Here is a 23,100-nt window from a genome sequence, read left to right as displayed (position 1 = left end):
CTTATGCTTGAGCGCCCTTGCGGGGCTTGTAGTTGGCGTTTTCAGCAATACGGGCCGATTTACCGCGACGCGAGCGCAGGTAATAGAGCTTGGCGCGGCGGACACGGCCACGGCGCACGACGGTGATGCTGTCGATGTTGGTCGAATAGAGCGGGAACACACGTTCCACACCTTCACCAAAAGAAATCTTGCGGACGGTGAACGACCCGGCAATGCCCGACCCGTTGTTACGGGCAATGCAGACGCCTTCGAAATTCTGAATACGGCTGCGGGTGCCTTCGGTCACCTTGTACCCCACGCGAACAGTGTCGCCGGGTTTGAAATCGGGAATGTCCTTCCCGAGCGAGGCGATCTGTTCCGCCTCAAGCTGAGCGATAATGTCCATCGCTTCTACTCCTAAATTGCTTGCGGTTTTGTCCCGCAAAGGTTTGGCGCGTCCTCAGAGCTTTGGGTCTTCTTCCGGGTCCGCCGCAGCGCCCGCCCAAGGTACAGGTCGTCGTTATCTGGTCTTCTGTTCGTGGCGCGGCCGCCATGGCCGAAGAAGGCCGGGCGGCGCGGGTGCGCCATAGCAAACAGGCCCTGAGCCGGATCCCGAGTCAGAACAGGCGGGGTATAGGCGGGATCGCCGGGTGGATCAACCCTTGTTTTTCACGTCTAACGCGGCGCCAGAGCGATCACTGGCCAGCGGGTCATAAAGGCCGCCGACAGGCACCCCGATCAGCCACCAATCGACGCAATCGGTGGCCCGAGCAGGTCCCAATCCGGCTCAACCCCAAGGCCGGGGGCATCGGACATGGCCATGAAGCCGTCCCGGATCATCGGCCCACCGCTGGCAATGGGATGCGTGGCATATTCGTGGAAAGCAGAGGATTGGAAATGAAAATCCGCGGGCGTCGAATGGGCCAGATGCGCGATTGCGGCATCGCCGATCTCCCCGCCCCAGGTGTCTTCGATCGTCATGATGATGCCAAGCTGGAGGCAGACATCCCGGATCACCCGCGATTTGCTAAGCCCGCCCATGCGGCTGATCTTTAGGTTGATGACATCCATCGCCCGCTCCCGGTGTCCGCGCAACACGGCCTGAAGGCTGTCCATACATTCATCCAGGATCATCGGATGCGGGGAATGGTCCCGCACAACGCGGCATTCCTCGTAGGTTTCGCAAGGCTGCTCGATATAGAGGCTCATGTCGCGCACCGCCGACACGACCCGCACCGCGTCATGCTGCCGCCAGCCGCAATTGGCATCCGCGGCGAGCTTGTTGCCCGGTGCCAGTTTCTCCGCAACCTGCCGGATGCGCGCGATGTCGGTGTCGGCGTCGGCGCCCACCTTCATCTGAAACTGCGCAAATCCCTGCTCCTGATAAGCCACGAGCTTATCGGCCATCGCCCCGGGATCGTCGCGCGAGACAACCTTGAAAAGCCGTACCCGGTCCTGCAACCGCCCACCGAGCAGATCACAAACCGGCCGCCCTGTGGCCTTGCCAAGGATATCCCAACAGGCAACATCCACCGCCGATTTGACGTAAGGGTGCCCCTTGAGCAACCGGTCCATCAGCAGGTTGATCCCGCCGATGTTGGTCGGGTCCTGTCCGATCAGGCCGGGGGCCATCGTCGCGATGCCCGTGCGCGCGCCCTCCGCATAGGCAGGCAGGTAAGCCGGGCCCAGGGGGCAGATTTCGCCCACACCCGTCACACCCTCATCGGTGCGCAATTCAACCACGGTGCTGTCGAAGGCGGCAAAGCTCTGGTTCGACCAGGAATACGCGCCCTCCTTCATCGGCAGGCTCACCTGATAGAGATTGACCTGTGTGATCTTCATGTGCCGCACCCTCGCTGCCTGCCATTCAGGACAATCGTTAAGTGGTTTCGCAAATATGTCTATCCGGAAAGCCGCGGAGGTGTTTTTGGGGATTTAAGTCAGCGGGGTTAGGCGCTAGCGTCGCGCGCGACTGACCAGACACCTAAAGGAGTGCAAGATGGGACAATTCGAAAGCAAGCTCGCCGAAATGGGCGTCACACTTCCCGAGGCGCCGGCGCCGGCCGCCAATTACGTGCCTTACGTGCAGGTGGGCGATATCGTCTATGTCTCCGGCCAGATCTCCAAGGGTGATGACGGGCTGATCGTGGGCAAGCTGGGCGATGACATGGATACCGCCGCCGGGGCCGAGGCCGCCAAGGTCTGCGCCATCAACCTTCTGGCGCAGGTAAAGGCGGCCTGCGGTGGCGATCTGGACCGGCTGGTGCGGGTCGTCAAGCTGGGCGGTTTTGTCAATTCCACCCCCGATTTCACCGAACAGCCACAGGTCATCAACGGTGCGTCCGATTTCATCGGAGAGGCCTTGGGCGAGACCGGCAAACACGCCCGCGCGGCCGTTTCATCCCCGTCGCTGCCCTTCGGCGTGGCGGTCGAAATCGAAGGCGTCTTCCAGATCAAATGACAGGCATGATAGCGGATTTTCGGCGCCTGCCCATTGCGCATCGTGCCCTGCATGACGTGACCGATGGGCGGCCCGAAAACTCCCGCGCGGCGATACGGGCGGCGCTCGCGGCGGGCTACGGGATCGAGATCGACCTCCAGCTCAGCCGCGACGGCCAGGCGATGGTGTTTCACGACTATGACCTGACCCGGCTTACCGGGACCAGCGGCCCGATCCAGCAACGCGATGCCGCCGAGTTGGGCGCGATCGGGCTGATCGGGGGCGACGAGGGTATCCCGACCCTGGCGGAGGTGCTGGCGCTGGTTGATGGCCGTGTGCCGATGCTGATCGAGTTGAAGGACCAACATGGTCAGATGGGCGTGACCGATGGCCGTCTGGAACAGGCCGTCGCGCAGGAGTTGCAGGGCTATGACGGCCCCGCGGCGCTCATGTCGTTCAATCCCAACTCGGTCGTGGAACTCGCGGCACGCATCCCGCAGGTCCCGCGCGGCCTGGTGACCGAACATTACCCCGAAGCGGGTTGGCCCCTGCTCAAACCCGAAATACGCGACCATCTCCGCCGCATTCCTGATTATGACCGCGCAGGTGCGTCCTTTGTCAGCCATTCGATCAAGGACCTGACCAACCCCCGCATCGCGGAGTTGAAGGCGCAGGGCGCGGATATCTATTGCTGGACCGTGCGATCCCGCGCCGACGAACAGGAAGCGCGAAAAGTGGCCGATAACATCACCTTCGAGAAATACCTGGCCGAAATCCCGTCTTGACCCCTGCCCGACAAGGCACAGATTGGGAAGGGACAAGGCCGAGGCATGAGCGACACCCAGATCATCATCACAGCGCATGACAGCCTGGCGCGTATCGACGCGGACCAGTGGGATGCCTGCGCCTGCCCGGAAACCGCTAATGGCGGCCCGCCCGAGGACCCGTTTACCACCTACCGCTTCCTGCGCGCGCTTGAAGACAGCCGTTCGGTCGGCGTGGGGACCGGCTGGCAGCCGCAATACCTGACCGCCGAGCTGGACGGGCAAATCATCGCCTGCGCGCCGCTCTATGCGAAATCCCACAGCCAGGGCGAATACATCTTCGATCACAACTGGGCCCATGCCTATGAGCGGGCGGGCGGGCGGTATTACCCAAAACTGCAAATGGCCGTACCCTTTACCCCGGTGACCGGGCGGCGGTTCCTGACCCGGCCGGGGTTCGAGCAAACCGGGCAGGCCGCGCTTGTGCAGGGGGCGGTGCAGATTTGCGACCGCAACGAGGTCTCCTCGCTCCACATCACTTTTTGCACCGCCGATGAGGCCGATGCGGGTGAAGAAATGGGCCTGATGTCGCGCGCCAGCCAGCAATATCACTGGGTCAATGCCGGGTATCGGGATTTCGACGGATTCCTGGCCTCACTCAGTTCCCGCAAGCGCAAGAACATTCGCAAGGAGCGGGCGCAGGCGCATGATTTCGGCGGCGAGATCGTGGAATTGACCGGCGATGCGATCGAGCCAGCCCATTGGGATGCGATCTGGACCTTCTATCAGGACACCGGCGCGCGCAAATGGGGAACACCTTACCTGACAAGGGCGTTTTTCGAGGCCGCGCATGAAAGATTGCGCGATGATATCCTGCTGGTTCTGGCGATGCGCGACGGCCAGCCGGTGGCAGGCGCTATGAACATGATCGGCGCAAGCGCGCTTTACGGCCGTTATTGGGGCTGTATCGAGGATCACCCCTGCCTGCATTTCGAACTGTGCTATTATCGCGCGATCGACTATGCCATTCGCAACGGGCTGGACCGGGTCGAAGCGGGCGCGCAGGGAGAGCACAAACTGGCCCGCGGCTATTTGCCGGTTTCAACCCATTCGCTGCATTGGGTCCGCGACGCGGGATTTGCCGATGCCATTGGCCAATATCTCAAGGCCGAGCGCCATGCGGTGGCGCAGGATATCGAAATCCTGACCACCTACGGGCCGTTCCGAAAAGACAAGATGGAGGAACATGAATGACCGAACGCCTGAGCGACACTGCCCGCAAGACCACGCTTGAGCCGCTTCTGGAAACCGGCTGGGCGCTGGTTGACGGCCGGGACGCGATCATCAAGGAATTCCGCTTCGGTGACTTTGTCGAAGCGATGGGGTTCATGACCCGTGCGGCGATCTGGGCCGAGAAATGGAACCACCACCCGGAATGGTTCAACGTCTATAACCGCGTGACCGTGACCCTGACGACCCATGATGTTGACGGGCTGAGTACGCTGGACGTCAAGCTCGCCCGCAAGATGGACACGCTGGTCGGGTAAAGCCGCGGTGATTGCGGACGCCCCCCGGCCTACCCTCGTCCGCGGTAGGTCGGCACGCCCTGCTCGGGGATCCAGACCCCTGCCGGTTGGTCGCCGGTCTGATAGAAGATGTCGATCGGGATGCCCCCGCGCGGATACCAATAGCCGCCGACCCTGAGCCATTTGGGTGCCAACAACTCCACGAGCCGCTTGCCGATGGTCACGGTGCAATCCTCGTGAAAGGCGCCGTGATTGCGGAACGACCCGAGGAAAAGTTTGAGCGATTTGCTTTCAACCAGCCAGTCACCCGGAACATAGTCGAGCACGATATGCGCGAAATCCGGCTGCCCCGTCATCGGACAAAGCGATGTGAACTCGGGCGCGGTAAAGCGGATGGCGTAATCGGTACCGGCCTGCGGGTTCGGCACCTTTTCCAACACCGCCTCTTCCGGCGAATTCGGCAACTCCGTTTTGCCGCCAAGCTGCGTGAGGTTCTTGTAGATATCCTGATTGGCCATTCTCAGACCTCCTGTTTGTTAAACGCCGCGCTTGTTGCCCCAGAGGAGGACATGCAGCTGCGGCAGGATGCGGGGGGTGAACCAGCGATCGGCCAACGATCGCTCGATCAGCCATTCGTAACGGGTCATGATCCCGGGCATGTCGATGTCCTCTCCACCGGGACCCGGCGGCGTGTGATTGCCCGGTTGCAGGTAAAGCGGCAAATGCGGGTAACGCCCGGCAACCTCCTGCGCCCAGAGGTAATCTGCCTCATCGAAAATCACGACTTTGAGGACCGTGTCGGCCTTTCCGGCCTGCGCGATGCAGGCATCGAAGGCCACCCAATCCACGACCTCACCCGAGGATGGCGGCTTGGGGCTCAGGATAAGCGTCGCAAGATCCGCGAACCAATCGCGCGCGACGGATCCTTGGGTCTCCATGACAAAGGTGTATCCCTCGTCACGGCCCAGGTGGATCAGCGGCGCGAAATCCTGGATCGCGGGATTGCCGCCCGACAGGGACACGGTGAGGGGGTGATCGCCCGAAAGGGTTCGGATGTGCGCCAAGACCTCGTCCGGCGTCATCGGCTTCCATTCCTGGCGATGGGCCTGGTCAACCGCATGCAAGCTGTCGCACCAGCTACAGCGGTAATCGCAGCCACCGGCGCGCACGAACACGGTCGGTACGCCGATCACGGCCCCCTCGCCCTGTATCGTCGGTCCGAAGATCTCGGAGATGCGCAGGCGCGTCACGGCCGGTATTCCGCCCAGGTTTTCGGCGTCTCCGACACGCGCACGGCGCTGACCTGCGCCCACCGGGCGTGGCACCAGTCAAAGATCTCCTGCGCCAGCCGCTCGGACGTCACCATGTCATGGCCAAAGACGTCATTGAGGTGCCGATGGTCCAACTCATCGTCGATATAGCGTTTGAGCGGCGCCAATTCGCGGTAGTCGAGCACAAAGCCGTTGCCATCAAGTGCTGCGGCGCTCAACTCGACCTCGACGATATAGTTGTGCCCGTGCATCCGCGCGCAGGGGTGATCGTCGGGCAGGCCGCAAAGCTGATGGCTGGCGGAAAAGTGGAATTCCTTGGTGATCCGGTACATCACGCGGCCCCCACGGCGGATTTCCAGAACTCCGGATCGGCATAGACCGTTGGATCGGTGACACCCGCGATATCGAAGGCCTCGCGCCGCTCGACGCAGGTGCCACAGCGCCCGCAATGCAGATCACCGCCCTTGTAGCAGGACCACGTGTCGCCAAAGGGCGTGCCGTGCCGCGCGCCTTCGGTGACGATGGCGGATTTCGGGAGATGCACGAAGGGCGTGTAAAGCGCCACCTGGGCATAACCATCCAGCGCCTTGTCCTGCATCGCCTGGAAAGCGTCGATGAACTCCGGGCGGCAATCGGGATAGATGAAGTGATCGCCGCCATGCACCGCGGCGGCCACCGCGTCGGCGCCTTTGGCCGCGGCCACGCCAAAGGCCACAGCCAGCATGATCGCGTTGCGGTTGGGTACAACGGTCACCTTCATCGTGTCCTCGGCATAATGCCCGTCCGGCACATCGAGATCGTCGGTGAGGGCCGAGCCGCTCAGGCATCGCCCGATCGCGCTCATGTCGATGAGGTCATGCGGCACACCAAGCCGCTCAGCGGCGCGCGCGGCATAGGCCAGTTCTTTCCTGTGACGCTGGCCATAGTCGAATGAGACCAGGCCCAGCAATTCCCGTTCCGTCGCGACCTTGCAGGCAAGCGAAACGGAATCCAATCCGCCGGAGCAGATGACAAGTGTTTTCATTGTTTCATCCTTGTTTTGAAGCCGGGTAGGCTGCGACCGGCGCTCATGGTGTCATGAACAGGGGCGCGTTTAGACAATCCGCCGGGGAATGGCAATTGATAGGTTGCGCAAGCGCAAATGGCGCCGTTTTAAGGGGGGAGCTATGGCTATTTCGAGGGAAGAAAGGTGAGAGGCTGGACAACGATATTATTTCATATAAATCAATATCTTAAATGTGGATTTGTAACGATGTAACCGTCCGAAAAATGGATCAAGTGTTACAAGTAATCAGCGATTGTGATCGCCGTTTATGAACTATTGCAGTGTGACGACGGCGCGTGCGTGTTCCATTTCATCTTGGCCCGCTTCACCGACTGCTGTTTCTAACTCTATGCGCTCAAAGTTTGGCACAAACTCCGGATCAGCAAGCACCCAGTGCGCCACCTTCGCGCGTGCAACTTGCAGGGTATGGAAGTTGGCTTCCATGCCTGTTCTGTGGCAATCGATCTATCAACTTCTCATAACTCTAAAAAAGATCACGGATGTTGTGGAATGTCACCACTTTGCAACAATTTCCACCAATAGAATTGGTTTATTTCAGTTCGAATGGAGATTTTTTAAATCATTTTAAAACAACGATTTAAAGAAATTTTGCAATTCAATAAGGGTGCTCGCCACATAAACTTTCCAAGACTACTCTTTCCAAAATCCATTTTTTTATTAACTGAATGAGTATGGACAAGCGCCCTAGCTTTCCTATCCAAGCCCTAAAGGCGGTTGTAACTCTAATTGGAATATTAGGTTCGTTCGCTTCAATAGCTGCTTGGATTGAAGCGCAGGAAGGGAAAACGGAAGGTGACATATGCGCATATGTTGCGGTCACCAAATCCTGCGATAGCCCGCCTGAACCCCACTAAGGGGCTCAGGCGTTAATGAAGCTGTAGGCGGCGTGACGTAGAGAAAAAACATGGTCACGCCGTCTACTACTCCGCACTCGACATAAGCCGCGGTTTGGTATGGTCAAGAAGTGCGCTTGCAGTTTTTTGGCGCTTGTTTTTCCAATTACTTCGACTTGCCCCATAACTTGTTTGGAATTTCTAGGGATTTCTGTAACAAAACAAATGATCGATCCCACTGGAACGCAGTGTAATTCTGATCAACTAAGTGCAAGCGTCCGGGCTGACTAAACCGATGATCTCGATACCCGGACGCTATTGAGATGCACATGCCTGTGCAGCGGTATCATATTACCACCTTCGGAATCCGGTGTGAATCCCCTAAAAGCAGAAATGGGAAACTATCTCAGTTACTGCCTGCAAACTCACGGGCGGTCTTGGTCATGCTCTGGCTCAGGAAATACCGCGCGTTACCTGCCAGCTTGTTATCGGTAGTGCCAAGGTGCTTGCCGCAGTAGTGCGCCCAGCCCGTTCCTTGGGTGATCTGATCCAGCTTGAGTTGCCTGCCCCTGCCCTTGCCTACCACAACACCACCAGCGGCCCGGAGAGAGTCACCAAGGGCCTGTAAGGTGTCTTGTGGTGCAATGGCGAACCCATGAACGTGCAGCTTGTCCTTGGCGCTGTGTTCGAGTGTCAGGGCATAAGGCACACCGGCAAGGCCATGTTCTTTCAGTTCACGATTGAGACGATCTGTGAATGCCCGGATCGGGTTTTTGTGATCCTGTAGCTTGCGTTGAATGTCATCAGAGAGGTTGAGGCTGAAAGCTACACCACCGGCACGATCCGCAGCATGGCCAGCGTAGCGGAACTTCTCATCCTGGGTGGCGTGTTTCCATGATGATGTCGGAAGGGCTGTGCGTTGCTTGATGGTGGCTGCACGGGATGCCTGGCGCTTGGTGTGTGCACGTGATTGCTTGATGTAGGCTTGTGCTTTGGGTGACTTGATAAGGGTGGTTATTGGGGTGGTATTGGTGGTGGAAGGGGTGTGGTTTGGTGTGTGTGGGGGTGTATTAACTAGACAACGCATATCGCCAGATGCCCCTGCCCCCTTTATTTCATGGGCCAAAGCATCTTTTGGGGTGTCTGATTTCTCCGCAATTTTTCCCATGACACTAAGCCCAGACCTACTAGGACACCTCGTTCAATTTCTTGTTGATCGACTGAGCAATATCACGGGCGATACCTGGCGCTAACGTCCGTTCAACACCAGTTTTGACGTTCAACAGTTTTAAGCTGGTGCCACGCCGCTTTAGTTGGAAACCTTTGGGTGTCGGCAAAAGGTCTCCCCCTTTGGGAACGCCCATGGACTCACGCAGCGATTTGGCAAGTTGGCGCATCTCGTCTGCGGCCAACAAACGATCTTCACGCAGCTTGTCGCCCATGTTCTGAGTGGTCTCTTGGAGATCGTTCAAAACGTCGAAGTGAAAACGCTTTCCGTGCTTGCTGACTTCGATACCGGGGACGCCGGGCTCGATCACGCCTTTTTCAATTTGTTGGTTTACCATTTCGCCGATCACGTCGACGACATTCATGTTCCACTTCTCGCCAATGGACTTGAGCTGATGGACACGTTCTGGGGGAAGTTTAATACCGGGATTCTGGGGCACTTATGGATTTCCTAGTCAAAATTTCGTTGACCAATACTACTGGTGTATAAGTAGTTTCGCAAGGCAAAAATAGCTCCCACACAGTTCGGCAAACTTTTTTGAGTTATCCACAACTTTTTCGAAATCAAGCAACTTTAAATCGGATAGAGCACATAAATACAGGTGTAGTTTGACTACGTAAGAACTTATTTTCAAAACATAATATTGAGGAAGAGCAAATGCTATTTTACCTGTATTTGGCTTTGGCCATCATCTACGTAATGATTGCTTTCTATAGCCATTAAGAATTTTTGGGGGCAGAAATGCCCCCAAAATTCAAAAATTACTCAATCAGAATTTTGACAACTTGGCAGTAACTTTGTTTTTGCTTGTATTGCTGCCATCGCATTGCATCTCCACAGTATTGCTGGAGGCGCCGAAAACAAACCCTTTGCAATCGTAAGCTATGTGCGCTGAGATCTGCATCTCGATGGTCTTGGTTCCATCATTCTGGTTGTTGCAATAGGCTCGCGTGACCACGCCATCATTGGCGCCAATTCTGGCTTTCATGCTGTCTAGATTGACTTCAAATTTTTGTATTGGATGACTCGTAGCCTCAGAGGCATTCGGGTCTATTTTCCCGGTGAGTTCGTTCTTTCCAAAGCAATCATCCGCAGAGGCAGAACCGACCGCTAAGAAACCAAACGCCGCTACTAATGAAATAAGTCTCATTTAAGTTACTCCCAATTTAGAAAACAGCACAACTATAGCACATTTTTTCAAGAACTTTAAATCTCAGGGTAGAGTTCTCAGGCGGCTTTGGGAAAGCTCTTTACTGACAAACCTGCGTTGCCAGAGTTGCAATCCATAACTCCATTGCGAGAAAATACATGAATGCTAAAGTGAGAGAGGCGCGACAACCTGCTAAGGAAACACGCGGTGCATAAAATAATAGTTTTTACAATATTGGCCTCTGTTACGTCGTCTTTACACGCTCAAGAGCAATCTCCACAAGAGACCCCAATTTACATACCGGAAGAGAACTCAATCGGTCTAATTAAGCACGGCAAGTTAGCGGTGTTCGATCAGGTAACCGATAACTGTTGGACGAATTCGTCTTCTATTCAGTCCAAAATTCATCTGATCTTTGAACAAAACAACATATCGGTCATCGACTATCAGCCTGCGTTTTACAACTACCAGACCGTCTACGCGGTTATTTCGGCTTTTGGCTACCGGACAAAAAACGGTTTGTGTGCTGTATCAGCGAACTTTGGCGTGAATACGTATGTTTCCATGACTCTGGGTGGTTGGCAGGGAAGACAGACTTTCTCCACTGAGTATAACGCAACGCTATTCCAAGGTAGTTACTTGGCTACAAGCGGTGGTAATGTGAATGACCAACTGGATGATTTTCTAGTAGGCGAAGCATCGAAATTTGTAGCGTCGGTTCTTTCTTCAAGACGCGACAGCAAGGTAGGCCAATATTGGGAAACTTATCCACCAAATGGGGACCCGCCGATGTCGAGAGAAGAATTCCAGGAAATTCTTTCACAGCGATCCTCCAAAAGTGAGTAAATGCTTGGTCTTGGCGCCAAGCATTTGTCTTGGAATCTACTAACCTCAAGAAGGTGGTATGAAAAATTTTGTCGTCCAAACCTTCTTGATGTTGCTCGCTTGGATCGGCCTATCCGGCCTCGCTGACGGTATAGTTGAGTGGCGCGAATGGTATGAATTCGGGGTAATGGAGCATTGGCGGATTGTGAAAGCGTGGATCACGGACACGTTGCTATTTTGGGTTCCGTTCAACATTCCTGATTGGCTAGTAGATTCCACATTGGTTGGGACTGTCTTATTACGTTCAATTGTTTCAACAATTACTTCTTATGCCGATATCAGAAAATCCATTTCAAGTTCGAAAATTTCTGAAAGCGAGCCGCAAAAACAACGCGTCGGCAACTTATTGGAAAACATATCCATTCTATTGCTCACAATTATTATGATTCCAATTTGCATATTATCTTGGGGCCTATTTTGGCCGTTTATGCTGACACTACTTATTATTAACGTTGCCCTTGAAGCTTTAAATGTCGAACCTCCCCTACTTCTAAGAAAAGATGTCCTATTGGGAGCAGGCGATCCAAAAGCCGCCCTTTTGGCGTTTTTCACGACGGTAGCTTTGTTCATCCCATTCTTGTTTATCGTAACGAATGAACTGCCAGAGCTTACGAGAATCTGGTAGCTGATTTTGCAATTTTCAATTCCGGGCCATCATGTTGCCGGGCCGCATTTGCCGTGACATTTCATCAACAACCACTCCGCGCATGGTCTTTTCCATTTCGACAGACATACGCTTGGCCAAATCCTGATTTTGCTCCGGTGTGCCGCTCGACCCTTGGACGTTCACGGGCGCACTGATATTTACTACTGGCGCGGCACCAAAACCGCCAGAATGGCCCGTAGAGCCACCTTTGGGGATATTGACGGATGTTACCAGCCCACCACCGCTGTAACCACGTTTGGCGGCGCTGTGCAGTGCTTCGAGATTGGCGACGCCGATGCGGCTGGTGGCCGCTTTGCTCAATACATATTCGCCACGGTGAACAATCCCAGCAGGCTCATGTTTCCCACCGTGGCCAGTGTAACCGCCACTCGCGAAACCGCCGCCAAGGATTTTCAGGAAGCCGCTGAACAAGCCACCACCGGCACCATTAGCCGCTTCAAGAATGCGCTTTTTCAGGCTCAGCTTGATAACCTCTAGGATCAATTGCCCAACGGCCTCTTTGGCAGAAAGCGCGCCTGTGGCCATGCCTGCGAAAACATCCGCGATACTTTCCGCACCTTTGCGGCTGGCCGCTTGCACGTCTGCGATCTGATCTGCGGCTTTCTGCGCTGCCTCGCCAGCTTGCACAAATTCACCGGCAAGCTGGTCAACTTGGCTGCGCAGTTCCGGGGTATCAGCAACGCCAGACCGCAATGCCGCGTTCAACAATTCCGCCTTGGTGCGCGCAAACTCGATTGCGTCACCTTGGCGACGCCGCGCGCCGGTCAGGTCTGCAAGTGCTTGGGCTTCGATACGCAGGGCGTTTGTCTCTTCGGCAATGGCCGCAATCTCGCGCTGATAGTCGCTTTCGGAACGGCCACTATCGCCGCCACCCGTTGACACGTCCGGGGTGCCAAAGGTCGCATTGGCGCTTGGCAGGCGTGGCCGCACGCTGGTGCCTACCGCTTGTGGCAACACCAGATCATTCCCGGCTGCGGTTGCAGGGGTCGCACCGCTGCCTTGATAGTTGCGCGGCCCGTCTGTGCTGCCATCCGAATTTGCACCTGGCAGGGCCTTACGCAATTCACGGGCTTTCTGTGCGGCCTCTCCTAGCCGGGTAATCAGGCCACCGATGCCAGCAATCACATTTGAGAAACCAGCTTTGTCCACGTCTTCGATGGTGGCCAATGCGGTCTGTGCCGTGGTGGCGGCTTTGCTCAGTTCGTGCTCAAATTCATCGGCACTGATCTCGCCAGCCTGCATTGCGCCGGACAGGTCGCGCATTTTCAGCGCAGCATCTGCCAATAGTTGCGCGGCCTCATCATAGCCGAAACGGCGCATGATATTGCTGGCCTGCAACATGGCTGCGCTTTGGCGGTCAGCTTCGTCGCCAAGGGCTTCATACTGGCGGCGCAGGGCGTTGATCTCGTCTTTGTTGGCTTTCACAGCGTCGCTGTCTTTCGCCAGCGTTTCGGATACCTCATCGCCCAAAAGGCCACGCGCCTGATCTGTGGACCGGAACAGGTCATCCAGATCGGTGCGCAGGGTGGCGATCTTGTGGCCAGCGTCTGCAACCTCAACCGCGACACGCTTGCCGAAGTTGGCAACGCGCGTGGTCAGGGCGTCAAAGCGGCGATCAAGTTCTGCGGCCTTGTCGATCAACTCTTGGTCCAGCACCGCGCCAGTGTCGTGCGCTGTTGCGATTGTCTGGCGCAAAGCTGCCTCACCACGGCTAATCAATTGCACAAACCGTTCGCCACCAGTGCCGCCGAAAATCTCATCGGCCACGCGGATGCGCGCTGCGTCGTCTAAATCCTCAAGCCGCCCGACGATCTCCAGAAACAATTCAGACGGGTTCTTGAGTTTCTGTGCCAGTTCGGATGCGTCAAAGCCCAGCCGTGCGAATGCTTCGGCACCAGCGCCCTTGCCCGTCACGATGAATTCATCGGCGCGCAGGTTCATTTCCTTAAGGCCATCGGTCAGGGCGTCCATGCCGATACGGTTTTGACTGCCGACGAATTGCAGTTCTTGGAAGGCTTGCAATGACAATCCGGCACGCTCTGCCTCATCGCCCAAGCTGGCGGTTTCGCGCACAACGCGGCGGATATTCCGTGCCACACCAGAGACCGCCGCAACGCTCAGGGTGCCAACAACGGCAGGACCAAGTTTCTTGAAGCTAGCGGCGATCCCGTCTGTGGCCTCACCATATGTGTTACGCAAGCGCGTGGCGCTTTGGCGTGCGCGGCGCTCCATTTGACCACTGGCGCGGCGCTGTGCGCGGTTCGCACGTGCGAGGCCCTTTTCCAGCTTGTCGATCCGGGCTTCGATATCGACCACAAGGCCAGTCAGATTTTCCATGATGTTTCCTTTCTAGAAAACGAAAAGCCCTTCGGCTTGGGTGTTGTATGCGGATTTGTTGCTCTCGGCGGCACAGGCGCGACTGACGGCCATTGCCGATGCAACGGCACCGTCGATCCGATCCGTGCGCTTGCCCTTGTGCAGCCGGATCAGGCCGGTCGTCTCATTCCGGGATGCAACCACGCTATCGAAGTGCTGGCGCAGTGCCGCATGGCCATTGTGGCGGATCAGTTCGCCATTGACCGTGCGTTCCAGATCACCAGCCGCCACGCCCATGTTGAGCGGGGTCTGGCGGAATTCGATGGTTGGCAAGCCATCGTCGTAAAGATGCTGCATGGTCTGGCGCGCTAAGTGCGGATCGAATGCGATCTCTTCCACGTCGAAACGCGCGCAGATTTCCGTGATATGCGTCTCAATTTCCACGGGGTCGATGATCGGCCCAGGTATCACGTGGATCAGGCCCTCTTCGTGCCATTGCTCATATGGCAGGCCATCACGATCTGCCCGGCCTTTGAGGTCTTCACCCGGCACGAATAGCCAAGGGTAAATCGTGATCTGGCCGTCATCGTGCCGCCAAGCCGCAACAACGGCAGTCAGGTCGCCGCTGATCGACATATCAACGCCCAAGTAACACGGCAGGCCTTCCAAATCGGTCAGGTCGATCTCAAATTCGCGGCTGTCATAGGTGGCCATGTCGAAAAGCGGATCACGGCTATTGGCCTGCCAGACATTGAGGTTGAATTGCAAAAATGCAGCTTTGTCGGCTGGCCGGTGCTCTGCCTCTTTGGCGAGTGTCCGCAAACCCTCAAGGCTTGGGAAGCCATGTTCGAGGCCGGGATTGACCTTTTGCCACATATCCTCGTCCTGCCAATCGTCATCTGGTCCAGCGGCAAACAAGATCGGCAGGAATGCCGGGTTGTCGATCTCGCCAGTAGCGACGCGGTGCGCGTAGTTGAATTGCTCAGCCGCAAGGGTTTCGGCTCCCCTGCCCGCTGTGGTCGCAATCACGGTCAGGCTGTCATCGACCTTGGCCGCACCAGAACGTAGAGCCTCCCAAAGGTCGCGACCCTTCCAGACGTGGATTTCGTCGATCAGGGTAAAGGTTGGGGTAAGGCCATGTGCCGCGCTGCCATCGCTGGAAATGGCGCGCAAGGTCACGTCTTCGGCTTTGTAGACGATCTGTTTTGCACTGTTGAAAGCGTCGTAAATCTTGGTGGCCGCGACCAGGCGCTTATCCTCGCGGATGATGTTGGCCGCTTCCCTGAAACCGATGCCAGCTTGTTCGCGATCTGCCGCCGCAAAGATCACCTGCCCCGCTGGCACCTTTTCCGGGCCGATGGTGTGCAGCAGTGACAGCGCCGCCGCTAGGCTGGTCTTGCGGTTGCCGCGCGGCACCAAGAGGAACACGTTTTGCACGATCCGGCTGCCGTCTTCATGGCGTGGCCCATAGATACGCCGCACGATCCGCTCTTGGAATGGTGCAAGCTGGAAAGCCCTGCCCGGTGCACCGCTGGCCGGATGGCGCAAGCGGCGCAGGAATTGCACAGCACGTTCCCCGTAACCCAATGGGTCCGGGATAGGACTTTCGTCATAAATCCAATCTGGGAACGCGCTAGTGTCTGTCATTTCACTGCCAACGGGTTGTCGCTGTCATCTTCTGGCGCGGCACTGCCGATGCGTGCGCGTGATGTCGGTGTCAGGCCATATTCGGCGGCAAGCTGGCGTGCGGTCTGCATGTAGCGGATTTGCAGGCCGCCAAGCCTCAAATCTGGCAGGTCACCCTTTGTCATGGTTTCGGCGATCAGCTTGGACGCACCAACCGCAACGCAATAGCTTTCAACGCCCGCCAAATCGGCTTTTGTGATGATGCGCCGGGAAATAAGCTGCGGCATGATGCGCCGCCACTCTGCCTTAGCGTGGGGTGCCAGATGTTTCGGCACTGGCGTTGCTTTCGCCAAAGCCTCGCTGTCTGGTGAAACTGGCGGTTTCACGCCGCGACTGTGCACGCTCATTTCCGCACCTCCAAATCTGCATCCACAACAACCTGATTTGACGCGCCATCGTCCACGTCCATGCGCAGGGCATAGGTGCCGGGTTCAAAGCCTTCGAGCCGCACCGATGCGAGGCCTTTGGCAGCGTCATCAATCCGGGTGGTAAGGTCGATCTTGCACCCATTGCCGACTGCAAAGGCGGTCACGGTGAAAGCACTCAGGTTGAGCGGATCGACACTGCCGGGACGTTCCACCTCAACCTGCGTCCAAAAATGATCGTCCGCGTAGATGGTGATTTTCTCTTGGCGCTTGAACATGGGTTATCCTTTCCGCACAACGCGCAACTCTTGCGCGCGACGCCTACCCAATATGGCGGTTTCGTCGATGTCATATGCGTCGCCATCAAAGGTCACGCGGTCTGCCGTGGTGATGTTCAAACCGGGATGGTAGCGGGTGCGGAATACCAAGCTGCCGGTTTCGGCCTCGCCATATCCGGTCAGGAATTCCTTGGCGCTGCGCTGCACCAGTTCGGCGCGGATCGTGGCGACGGTTGCCCAGACCTTCGACACGGCACCACTTGCCGCCACCGTTTCGGTCTGACGCTCAATTGTGATCTGGCGATCTAGCTTGCCTGATTTCAGCATGGTTACACGCTCCACCGAATTGCGCCTTCGGCGGTGCCTACGCCGTGGCAAAAAGCACGTTCCGGGTCAGGGTCACGCACATATGAGAAACTTGGCCGGGCGTATTCGTCGATCCCGATTTCATCGGCCAGCGGCTTATCCCAAAGCGCCACGCTGACCGCACCGCCGATCTGGCGCGCCATATCCGCACCGTCTTCGATGGCCCAGACGTGCAGGTCGAGGTAAACGCGCGTCATGTATTCGCCACCCGCCGTGCGGCCCAGGTGGATCAATTGCGGATTGGCCAAGATGATCGACGGGCTGTTATCTGGCCGCGTAGAGCCTGCCCGGACGTGATCGGCTTGCACTAGGCCACTCACTGCCGGGTCAGCAATCAATGCGCCGCGCAATGCGGTCTGGAATGCGATGGATGGTTCGGTCATGGCTTACCCGCTTTCTTAATCACCTTGTTCACGGCGGTTTGAATCCGGCGCATAACCTTGGCTTTTTTCAGCCGGAACGCTGGACGCATAAACGGCTGCGCCTCTGTTTTGACGCTGCCAAATTCGACAATATGCCCATACCGCACCTCTGGACTGCCTACCGTCACAAGGGCCTGTTGTGGTCCAGCGGTGCGCTTGCCACCGCCTGCCGCATAGGCTGGCGTCGTATCGTTTGGCCCTGTTACCGTGATGGTGTTTTGCAGGTCGCCGGTGTCTTCTGGCACAAGCGTTTCCATCGCATCCGCGATATCCTGCGCCCCTTTCACAAGCGCAGGGCGCAATCCGTCCAGCACGTCGCCGGGGATGGCCTTAAGGCGCTTTTCCAGCCGTTTTGAATCCTTGGTGATTGACATAGCAGCTCCTCACCAGTGCCGCCCGGTGACAACGCGCCGGTAGCGGTTCAAAAGCTCGTGGACGCCAAACGGCACTTCCAAAAGGCGCTGATCTGCCGCTGCCTCGCGCTGCTCATACCAATAGGCCGCAAGCTGCAACGCGGCTTCGGTCATGATCGGATCATTGGTCAGGAAATCGCCGCCAACAAAGTTTTCGATCCATGTTCCGGCAGCGCGTAGCTTATGGGTCAGCAATGCGTCGTCCAGATCGTGATCGAGGTTCAACTGCGACTTCAAAAGCGGCAACAGTTCTTCGGCTTGGGTCGTATTCATGGGTTAGCTCGCTTTCTTCAAAAAACGTAAATTCGACGTATCTTGTGCGGCGGTTCCCGCGCCGGTCCCTAAAGCCTCTGGAAAGTCGGAACCCACCCCCGCCAGCAGTTGATCTACATTGATGCAATCGGTAGGCTGCCAAGTCCTGCTATGAGTGTTGGAAGGGCGACCGAAATGGACTTGACTAGTATTGAAAGCATCATGGGTCTTGCCAGTGGAGCACTTGGCGTTACCGACAAGGCGGCTTCGACTGCAAACAAACTCAAGACGCTGTTTGCTAGTGGCGACAAAGTCGACAAGGATCAGGCAAGTGCTTTGCTCAATGATCTCGCTTCTCAGTTGACTGCAGTAAATCTGATGAATGTAGAATTGAGCGACGCAATCGTTTCGCTGAGAAAAGAGCTTCGCCGAATTGACGAATTTCATGAACAAAAGGAACGCTACGAGCTTTTTGAAACTGCGGTTGGTGATTTGGTTTTCAAATTGAAAGAAGAGTTTGCTGAAGGGCAACCGATCCACTTCATTTGTCCAGTTTGCCTGAACCAAGATGGTAAATTTAGTTTTGTTACGGGCAGTGGGCCCAACAAACACTGCCAGTCCAATACTACTCACAATTTCCGATTTGAGCGTTCGACAGGTAGTCGTCTTCAAGGTCGCGCGATTTATTGAGAACATTTTATGTTCTCCCATCTTTGTTTGTGACGATTGTGACAGGGTGCGCAAAGCGCCTGCCAATTGGCTCGATCCCAGAACAAACCCTTGTCGCCTTTGTGCGGCTTGATGTGATCCACAACGGTTGCTTTGGCGTTGCATCCGGGACGTGCGCAGCAGATGTGATGCTTGAGATACTGAGCACGTGCTTTGCGCCACTCAGCGCCATAGCCGCGCTGTGAGGCACTTGGGCGGTTGGCGTCGTGGCGTGCTTTGCGCTCGCGGATGGCGGCCCGACGGCAGCGGCAAATAGTTCCGTGCGCTACCTTGCGGCCACACGTGCAGAGATACGGTGGACGTGGCATTAGAACCTGCCTTTGCCCTTGAGGCCGTGTAGGCCTGCGCGGTCGAATTCAGGGTCTAGGCCAGCGTCGATATTGGCTTGGCGTTGTGCCGGGGAAAGGTTGCTTTCCGGCTCATCGTCGGCGCTGCCATGAATGGCTTTGAGGTGTTCCGTGTGGCCTTCAAACGCTTTCAGGATTTCCGGCATGGTGGCGTTCCATGCGGTCTCTGGTGGCCAGCCTAGCCATCCGGTAGCCAGCTTGTAGAGGTCGGCGAATACGTCACCCCACGGCATAGACTTTACCGGCTTGGCATCTGGGCCAGCTTCGTCCGGGAAGGGCGTCATAAAGGCCGTGATTAGGGCCAGTGCAGGGCCAAGAACGGCCTCTTGCAACTCACGCAAGGGCTTGTCGCGCATACTGCGCATGAGGTGATGCGCGGCTGTGCGATCTGTGGCGCTGTAGGTGATAAGCTCGCTGATCGTCGCCGTGTCGTGTTGCTGCACTTTGGTCAGCAATGCCGGGAAGCCATTATGCAGGGCTTCCAGACGTGTTGCCGCCAGCAATGACGGCCTGAGCCAAACGGTGTGACCACCGTAGCTCAGGGGGATGTCATATGCTGGCCGGAAGGTCATGACTTATGCCGCAACCTTCAGTTTCACAAAGCGGTCAGGGTGCGTCAGGTCAGCACCAACGCGCTTGCGAGCGTGGAAACGCACCTGGCCTTTTGTGGCGATGCTGAACGGGTCGCGCAGCGTGGAAAGACCAACGCGATCAACAATGCGGTAGCCGCTCATATCACCGAAGAGGATCGGGAATTTGTTGGCACCGATATCGTCCATATCCGGCATTTCAACCACGGGACGGCCCAGCAAGGTTGTGGGTGCGCCTTCGCTGATCGGGTCAATCACGAGGTAACGGCCATTTCCGTCTTTCCACTGCCGCAGCACGGCCAGTGTGTTGCGGTTCATCAGCCAAACACCAGACTGCGCATAGGTGGTGGCGATCTTGTGATACATGCCGATCAGCACGTCCGCAGGATTGGATGCCGGGAACGCAGCAGCAGCGCCGGTTTTCACCTCAAGGATACCGTTGGTAGCTGCCATGATGCCCGTTGGCTGGCCAGTGCCGGTGCCTTTGACGAATGCCAGGCCTTCGGTCTTGCCGAAGGTCTCAGCAAAGTCAGCCATCAACTCGCCTTCGAGGTTGTAGGCGTTGTCTTCCAGAAGCTGGTGCGACACATCTGTGAAGGTGGCAAGCTCGTGCGGTGTCAGTGTGACTTGCTCGAAGGCCATGCCGCTTTCGGTGCGATCTTCGATTTCAGTCACCCAGGTCGCGGCAGTGCCAGACACGCGGCGCGGATAGGTGATCTGCGGTGCGCTGATCTGGATAACACGCGCATATGACCGGATCGGGCTGTATTCGTTCAGCAGCTTGATAAGCTCATTACCGAATTGCTCAGGGGCCAGATAACCGGCGCTTGCATCATTTGCGACGGTCAGGGCTTTGACTTCTTCCGGTGTGATGCGCTCTACGCCACGACGCAGGAAGCTACCAAAGGCCTTTTGCTCATCCGTTTGGCCGTTCACAGGGCCAGTAACGTGAACACCTTGGGGCCGGTTGGCCTTGGCTTCGATCTTGTCCAGGCGCGCTTTGATTTCGTCAAAGGCTTTGGTGTCGATCTGCGGATCATTGGCCGGGGTGTTCTGGCCGTTTTCGATTTCTTCTTCGTTTTCCATAGTGGAATTCCTTTCAGGGTTGGTGCCATCGGACTTGAGGGATGTGATTTGAGCGCCCGGATGGCACGGGACCGCTACAACTGAGACTTCATGCAGGGTCAGCGCGTTGATCGTGCGGCCCTTGCGATTGGGTGTGGATTTTTGAGTGACAAAGCCGATGCTCAGGCCTGACACAGCCTTGGCGCGGATCATGGCGCGCACTTCACGGGCGCGCTCTACATCGTCGATCAGCAAGCGACCTTTGACGGTCAGGCCTTCGTCGCTTTCCGCGATGCTATCCCAAACGCCAATCACCTGCGCCTGATCGTGGCTGAAAAGCATGGGCAGGGTTTCGGGTGCGGTAATGGCCCCCTTTTCGATCACGTCGCCAACGCGGTCTGCGCTCCCAAAGGGCCATGCAACGCCAGTGATCTCGCCTGTTTCGGATACGTCCAGCGCGGCCTTGATTTCGATACGCTCATTCATCGTCGATTTCCTTGTCTTTGGTGTCACCCCAACGGGCGTCTAGGATGTCCATCGCCAGCGGATAGAGTTCCGCAATCGGACGGTTCCGCGCGTAGGTGTCGGTTAGCTGCATGGCTGTCTTGGGGTCGGCACCACCGCCGATCAGGCCAAGCCGGATGATCTCGACCAAATTGGCCAAGCTGAAATCCATATTCACGGCGCGCAGATACAAAGCGCCGATGCCCAGACCGCTCAGGCGTTCCAGTTCCGCGATCATGTCATCGGTCAGGGCAAAGGCGTGGTCGCCATCGCCAAAGAAAGCTTTAAGCTGCATCGGCGCTATCCTTGTTGGAGGTCGTGTAAGGGTTGGAAAGCTCGTCACCACCAGCCAGCGCAGGCAGGTTGAGGCCTTTGCGCACGTCATTGGCGGTCATGACACCAGCGGCGCGATACTGAGCGTATGAGGTCGCACGTGCTGCAACGTCCGTGGTCAGCAGATCATCGGTGACAAATTCGATGCAATGGCTGGCCTTTTCCTCTGGCGTCAACAGAACACGCGAATAGGCCCAAGCCCATTGCTTGAGCCACGGTTTCAATGTGACCGTGTGAAACTGCCGGAACATTTCTTCGGTGTTTGACCACGTGCCGCGTGACAGTTCGAAGAGCATGGTTGGCGGCACCCGGAAGGCGCGCGCGATCTCGCGGATTTGCTCAAGGCGGTTTTCGGCGAATTGGGTATCTGCCAGCGTCATGCTTAGCGGCTTGTAGTCCATGCCTTCATCAAGGATGGCTGTGCCGCCTGCCCTATTGCCGCTGTGGTTCTTAAACCAACTGTCCGCAATGTTGAGTTTGGTGCTGTGGTCCATCGTCTTTTCAGACTTGATGATCCCGGATGGACGGCCACCATTTGCAAACACGCCGCCAATGTGACGCTCGAAAGCGATGGCCAGTGCGATGGCCTCACGGGCCAAAGTGATCGGTGCGACGCCGCCAAAGGGTTGAATGTGCAACACGTCCTGATAGCTGCGCTGCACGTCACCGTTTGCGGTCTTGATGATGTAGAATGGTTCGCCGTCTGGTGCTGTTTCGGGTTTGACGTTGCCGGGGTCGATCCGGTGCAATTCGAAAGGGGTGCCATCTGTGAGACGATTGACCAGGGCAAAACCATTCCCGGTCAACAGTGCGTCGGCGGTCAATTCGGTGCGAAGCTGTTCCGCACTGGTCCACTCGTTTGCGATGTCGTGGACGATACGGTGTGCCGCGTGATCGTCGGCGGCTTGCTTGTCTGACCGCTGATAGGCCTTCGCCGGTAGGCTACCGATGGTGTCAGCGATCAGGCCAACGGCACATGCCACCGCTGGAACACGCATGGCGCTACTTGGGCCAACAGTGATGCCTGCCGTGGTGGGTGTTGCCCCAAAGAGTTCCAATGCGGCGGCGTCAATAAGCGACACTGCCTTTTCTTCGGTCTGAAAACCGAAAACCTTTTTGAATTTTGAGAATGCCATTTGATACCGTCAAAATAACGTTTGAGGTATCATGTTACCACACTGAGCTTCAGAGGTGAATCCTAAAAGTGTTATATTATAACAATTACTTACTTGAGAATCTAATCTGGTAGTTTTCCGTTGTGGACAACCTTAAATTGCGCAAATGTTGTCCCCGGAACGAATCTACAAAGAATACAGGCACATAACATGCGATCTTTCATACTTCTGATAACGGCTGCTACAGTTGGCGCTTGCTCGACTGCACTTGAACCCGGCGCTGAGCGAGTTCGACAGATAAACCCAAATATGACGGACACCTGCCAGTTCCTTGGACCAGTCACAGGGGGCGAGAGCATGGGGATTGATGTGGCGGCGGACGTGAACAGTGCTTACAACAAAGTCAGAAACGAGGTCGCGCGACGCGGTGGTAACGCCTTCGTTGTTTCAGCGTCGTCAACGTCGCAAGCACAAACGGTTGTCCAAGCGGATGCTTACGCCTGCAAGTAA

At 56.6% G+C, this 23,100-nt stretch carries 31 protein-coding genes; 8 read left to right on the top strand and 23 right to left on the bottom strand.

Going from position 1 to position 23,100, the window contains the following annotated elements; all coding sequences use genetic code 11:
* Nucleotide 1: 1 nt before the first annotated feature.
* The gene (gene rplS, locus RBB29_RS01025; protein ID WP_306113294.1) at nucleotides 2–385 is read right to left on the bottom strand and encodes a 50S ribosomal protein L19; all 384 of its coding nucleotides are present in this window, start codon (nucleotides 383–385) and stop codon (nucleotides 2–4) included.
* A 332-nt stretch (nucleotides 386–717) separates the two neighbouring features.
* Nucleotides 718–1,821, bottom strand: a complete 1,104-nt coding sequence (locus tag RBB29_RS01020) for a cis-3-hydroxy-L-proline dehydratase (RefSeq protein ID WP_306113293.1) — start codon at nucleotides 1,819–1,821, stop codon at nucleotides 718–720.
* A 157-nt stretch (nucleotides 1,822–1,978) separates the two neighbouring features.
* Between RBB29_RS01020 and RBB29_RS01015 the strand changes: the two genes are divergently transcribed.
* The 4 genes from RBB29_RS01015 to RBB29_RS01000 are packed head-to-tail and all read left to right on the top strand — an operon-like array spanning nucleotide 1,979 to nucleotide 4,730.
* On the top strand, nucleotides 1,979–2,440 hold the full coding sequence (locus tag RBB29_RS01015) for a RidA family protein (protein WP_306113292.1): 462 nt from the start codon (nucleotides 1,979–1,981) through the stop codon (nucleotides 2,438–2,440).
* Nucleotides 2,437–3,204 carry a glycerophosphodiester phosphodiesterase family protein gene (locus RBB29_RS01010; protein ID WP_306113291.1) on the top strand — a complete coding sequence of 256 codons (768 nt, stop codon included), beginning with the start codon at nucleotides 2,437–2,439 and terminating at the stop codon, nucleotides 3,202–3,204. The genes RBB29_RS01015 and RBB29_RS01010 overlap by 4 nt, the downstream gene beginning before the upstream one ends.
* 45 nt (nucleotides 3,205–3,249) lie before the next feature.
* On the top strand, nucleotides 3,250–4,437 hold the full coding sequence (locus RBB29_RS01005; RefSeq protein ID WP_306113290.1) for a GNAT family N-acetyltransferase: 1,188 nt from the start codon (nucleotides 3,250–3,252) through the stop codon (nucleotides 4,435–4,437).
* Complete coding sequence (locus tag RBB29_RS01000) at nucleotides 4,434–4,730, top strand: 4a-hydroxytetrahydrobiopterin dehydratase (protein ID WP_306113289.1); 297 nt, start codon at nucleotides 4,434–4,436, stop codon at nucleotides 4,728–4,730. Before RBB29_RS01005 ends, RBB29_RS01000 begins: the two co-directional genes overlap by 4 nt.
* Nucleotides 4,731–4,759: 29 nt before the next feature.
* Here RBB29_RS01000 and queF read toward each other — a convergent pair whose 3' ends face one another.
* The 8 genes from queF to RBB29_RS00960 all read right to left on the bottom strand — a co-directional run bounded on the left by queF (nucleotide 4,760) and on the right by RBB29_RS00960 (nucleotide 10,257).
* Nucleotides 4,760–5,227, bottom strand: coding sequence for a preQ(1) synthase (queF, locus tag RBB29_RS00995; protein ID WP_306113288.1), 468 nt, complete (start codon nucleotides 5,225–5,227; stop codon nucleotides 4,760–4,762).
* Between the two features lie 18 nt (nucleotides 5,228–5,245).
* Nucleotides 5,246–5,959, bottom strand: coding sequence for a 7-carboxy-7-deazaguanine synthase QueE (gene queE, locus RBB29_RS00990; RefSeq protein WP_306113287.1), 714 nt, complete (start codon nucleotides 5,957–5,959; stop codon nucleotides 5,246–5,248).
* Complete coding sequence (gene queD / locus RBB29_RS00985) at nucleotides 5,956–6,312, bottom strand: 6-carboxytetrahydropterin synthase QueD (RefSeq protein WP_306113286.1); 357 nt, start codon at nucleotides 6,310–6,312, stop codon at nucleotides 5,956–5,958. The genes queE and queD overlap by 4 nt, the downstream gene beginning before the upstream one ends.
* Nucleotides 6,312–7,004, bottom strand: coding sequence for a 7-cyano-7-deazaguanine synthase QueC (queC, locus tag RBB29_RS00980; protein ID WP_306113285.1), 693 nt, complete (start codon nucleotides 7,002–7,004; stop codon nucleotides 6,312–6,314). The genes queD and queC overlap by 1 nt, the downstream gene beginning before the upstream one ends.
* A gap of 294 nt (nucleotides 7,005–7,298) precedes the next feature.
* Nucleotides 7,299–7,469, bottom strand: a complete 171-nt coding sequence (locus RBB29_RS00975) for a hypothetical protein (RefSeq protein WP_306113284.1) — start codon at nucleotides 7,467–7,469, stop codon at nucleotides 7,299–7,301.
* A gap of 816 nt (nucleotides 7,470–8,285) precedes the next feature.
* Nucleotides 8,286–9,047, bottom strand: coding sequence for a hypothetical protein (locus RBB29_RS00970; RefSeq protein ID WP_306113283.1), 762 nt, complete (start codon nucleotides 9,045–9,047; stop codon nucleotides 8,286–8,288).
* Nucleotides 9,048–9,066: 19 nt separating this feature from the next.
* A complete protein-coding gene (locus RBB29_RS00965) occupies nucleotides 9,067–9,546 on the bottom strand; it encodes a hypothetical protein (RefSeq protein ID WP_306113282.1) in 480 nt (159 codons plus the stop codon).
* Between the two features lie 330 nt (nucleotides 9,547–9,876).
* Nucleotides 9,877–10,257: a hypothetical protein gene (locus tag RBB29_RS00960; protein ID WP_306113281.1), complete on the bottom strand. Its 381-nt coding sequence runs from the start codon at nucleotides 10,255–10,257 to the stop codon at nucleotides 9,877–9,879.
* A gap of 207 nt (nucleotides 10,258–10,464) precedes the next feature.
* Here RBB29_RS00960 and RBB29_RS00955 point away from each other — a divergent pair, with 207 nt between their 5' ends.
* The gene (locus RBB29_RS00955) at nucleotides 10,465–11,103 is read left to right on the top strand and encodes a hypothetical protein (protein WP_306113280.1); all 639 of its coding nucleotides are present in this window, start codon (nucleotides 10,465–10,467) and stop codon (nucleotides 11,101–11,103) included.
* Between the two features lie 58 nt (nucleotides 11,104–11,161).
* Nucleotides 11,162–11,767: a hypothetical protein gene (locus RBB29_RS00950; RefSeq protein WP_306113279.1), complete on the top strand. Its 606-nt coding sequence runs from the start codon at nucleotides 11,162–11,164 to the stop codon at nucleotides 11,765–11,767.
* A gap of 15 nt (nucleotides 11,768–11,782) precedes the next feature.
* Here the strand turns inward: RBB29_RS00950 and RBB29_RS00945 are convergent, their stop codons facing one another.
* Genes RBB29_RS00945 through RBB29_RS00910 form a run of 8 tightly spaced genes read right to left on the bottom strand, consistent with a single transcriptional unit; the run spans nucleotide 11,783 to nucleotide 17,928 of the window.
* A complete protein-coding gene (locus tag RBB29_RS00945; protein ID WP_306113278.1) occupies nucleotides 11,783–14,146 on the bottom strand; it encodes a phage tail tape measure protein in 2,364 nt (787 codons plus the stop codon).
* A 12-nt stretch (nucleotides 14,147–14,158) separates the two neighbouring features.
* Complete coding sequence (locus RBB29_RS00940; protein ID WP_306113277.1) at nucleotides 14,159–15,772, bottom strand: terminase large subunit; 1,614 nt, start codon at nucleotides 15,770–15,772, stop codon at nucleotides 14,159–14,161.
* Nucleotides 15,769–16,158: a P27 family phage terminase small subunit gene (locus tag RBB29_RS00935; protein ID WP_306113276.1), complete on the bottom strand. Its 390-nt coding sequence runs from the start codon at nucleotides 16,156–16,158 to the stop codon at nucleotides 15,769–15,771. Before RBB29_RS00935 ends, RBB29_RS00940 begins: the two co-directional genes overlap by 4 nt.
* Nucleotides 16,155–16,454, bottom strand: coding sequence for a hypothetical protein (locus RBB29_RS00930; RefSeq protein ID WP_306113275.1), 300 nt, complete (start codon nucleotides 16,452–16,454; stop codon nucleotides 16,155–16,157). Before RBB29_RS00930 ends, RBB29_RS00935 begins: the two co-directional genes overlap by 4 nt.
* 3 nt (nucleotides 16,455–16,457) lie before the next feature.
* The gene (locus tag RBB29_RS00925) at nucleotides 16,458–16,781 is read right to left on the bottom strand and encodes a phage head closure protein (RefSeq protein ID WP_306113274.1); all 324 of its coding nucleotides are present in this window, start codon (nucleotides 16,779–16,781) and stop codon (nucleotides 16,458–16,460) included.
* Nucleotides 16,782–16,783: 2 nt separating this feature from the next.
* Nucleotides 16,784–17,203 carry a DUF3168 domain-containing protein gene (locus RBB29_RS00920; RefSeq protein WP_306113273.1) on the bottom strand — a complete coding sequence of 140 codons (420 nt, stop codon included), beginning with the start codon at nucleotides 17,201–17,203 and terminating at the stop codon, nucleotides 16,784–16,786.
* Entirely contained in the window at nucleotides 17,200–17,616 is a 417-nt protein-coding gene (locus RBB29_RS00915; RefSeq protein WP_306113272.1) for an HK97-gp10 family putative phage morphogenesis protein, read from the bottom strand. Before RBB29_RS00915 ends, RBB29_RS00920 begins: the two co-directional genes overlap by 4 nt.
* A gap of 9 nt (nucleotides 17,617–17,625) precedes the next feature.
* A complete protein-coding gene (locus RBB29_RS00910) occupies nucleotides 17,626–17,928 on the bottom strand; it encodes a head-tail connector protein (protein WP_306113271.1) in 303 nt (100 codons plus the stop codon).
* A 174-nt stretch (nucleotides 17,929–18,102) separates the two neighbouring features.
* Between RBB29_RS00910 and RBB29_RS00905 the strand changes: the two genes are divergently transcribed.
* Nucleotides 18,103–18,597 carry a hypothetical protein gene (locus tag RBB29_RS00905; RefSeq protein ID WP_306121085.1) on the top strand — a complete coding sequence of 165 codons (495 nt, stop codon included), beginning with the start codon at nucleotides 18,103–18,105 and terminating at the stop codon, nucleotides 18,595–18,597.
* Here the strand turns inward: RBB29_RS00905 and RBB29_RS00900 are convergent.
* The 5 genes from RBB29_RS00900 to RBB29_RS00880 are packed head-to-tail and all read right to left on the bottom strand — an operon-like array spanning nucleotide 18,591 to nucleotide 22,611.
* Nucleotides 18,591–18,944 (bottom strand): HNH endonuclease signature motif containing protein, encoded by a 354-nt coding sequence (locus RBB29_RS00900; RefSeq protein ID WP_306113269.1) that lies wholly within the window; start codon nucleotides 18,942–18,944, stop codon nucleotides 18,591–18,593. The two genes, RBB29_RS00905 and RBB29_RS00900, sit on opposite strands and share 7 nt — an antisense overlap.
* Nucleotides 18,944–19,555, bottom strand: a complete 612-nt coding sequence (locus RBB29_RS00895) for a hypothetical protein (RefSeq protein WP_306113268.1) — start codon at nucleotides 19,553–19,555, stop codon at nucleotides 18,944–18,946. The genes RBB29_RS00900 and RBB29_RS00895 overlap by 1 nt, the downstream gene beginning before the upstream one ends.
* A gap of 3 nt (nucleotides 19,556–19,558) precedes the next feature.
* Complete coding sequence (locus RBB29_RS00890; RefSeq protein WP_306113267.1) at nucleotides 19,559–21,124, bottom strand: phage major capsid protein; 1,566 nt, start codon at nucleotides 21,122–21,124, stop codon at nucleotides 19,559–19,561.
* The gene (locus tag RBB29_RS00885) at nucleotides 21,117–21,437 is read right to left on the bottom strand and encodes a gene transfer agent family protein (protein WP_306113266.1); all 321 of its coding nucleotides are present in this window, start codon (nucleotides 21,435–21,437) and stop codon (nucleotides 21,117–21,119) included. The genes RBB29_RS00890 and RBB29_RS00885 overlap by 8 nt, the downstream gene beginning before the upstream one ends.
* The gene (locus RBB29_RS00880) at nucleotides 21,427–22,611 is read right to left on the bottom strand and encodes a phage portal protein (RefSeq protein ID WP_306113265.1); all 1,185 of its coding nucleotides are present in this window, start codon (nucleotides 22,609–22,611) and stop codon (nucleotides 21,427–21,429) included. Before RBB29_RS00880 ends, RBB29_RS00885 begins: the two co-directional genes overlap by 11 nt.
* Nucleotides 22,612–22,800: 189 nt before the next feature.
* On the opposite strand from RBB29_RS00880, the gene RBB29_RS22255 reads away from it, so the two are divergent.
* The gene (locus RBB29_RS22255) at nucleotides 22,801–23,100 is read left to right on the top strand and encodes a DUF4156 domain-containing protein (RefSeq protein ID WP_371931389.1); all 300 of its coding nucleotides are present in this window, start codon (nucleotides 22,801–22,803) and stop codon (nucleotides 23,098–23,100) included.

Origin of the sequence: Roseovarius sp. MMSF_3359 (assembly GCF_030733385.1) — a bacterium.
Taxonomy (GTDB): Bacteria; Pseudomonadota; Alphaproteobacteria; order Rhodobacterales; family Rhodobacteraceae; genus Roseovarius.
The sequence above is the reverse complement of the archived record's forward strand: the minus strand, read 5'-3'. Positions and strand labels throughout refer to the sequence as shown.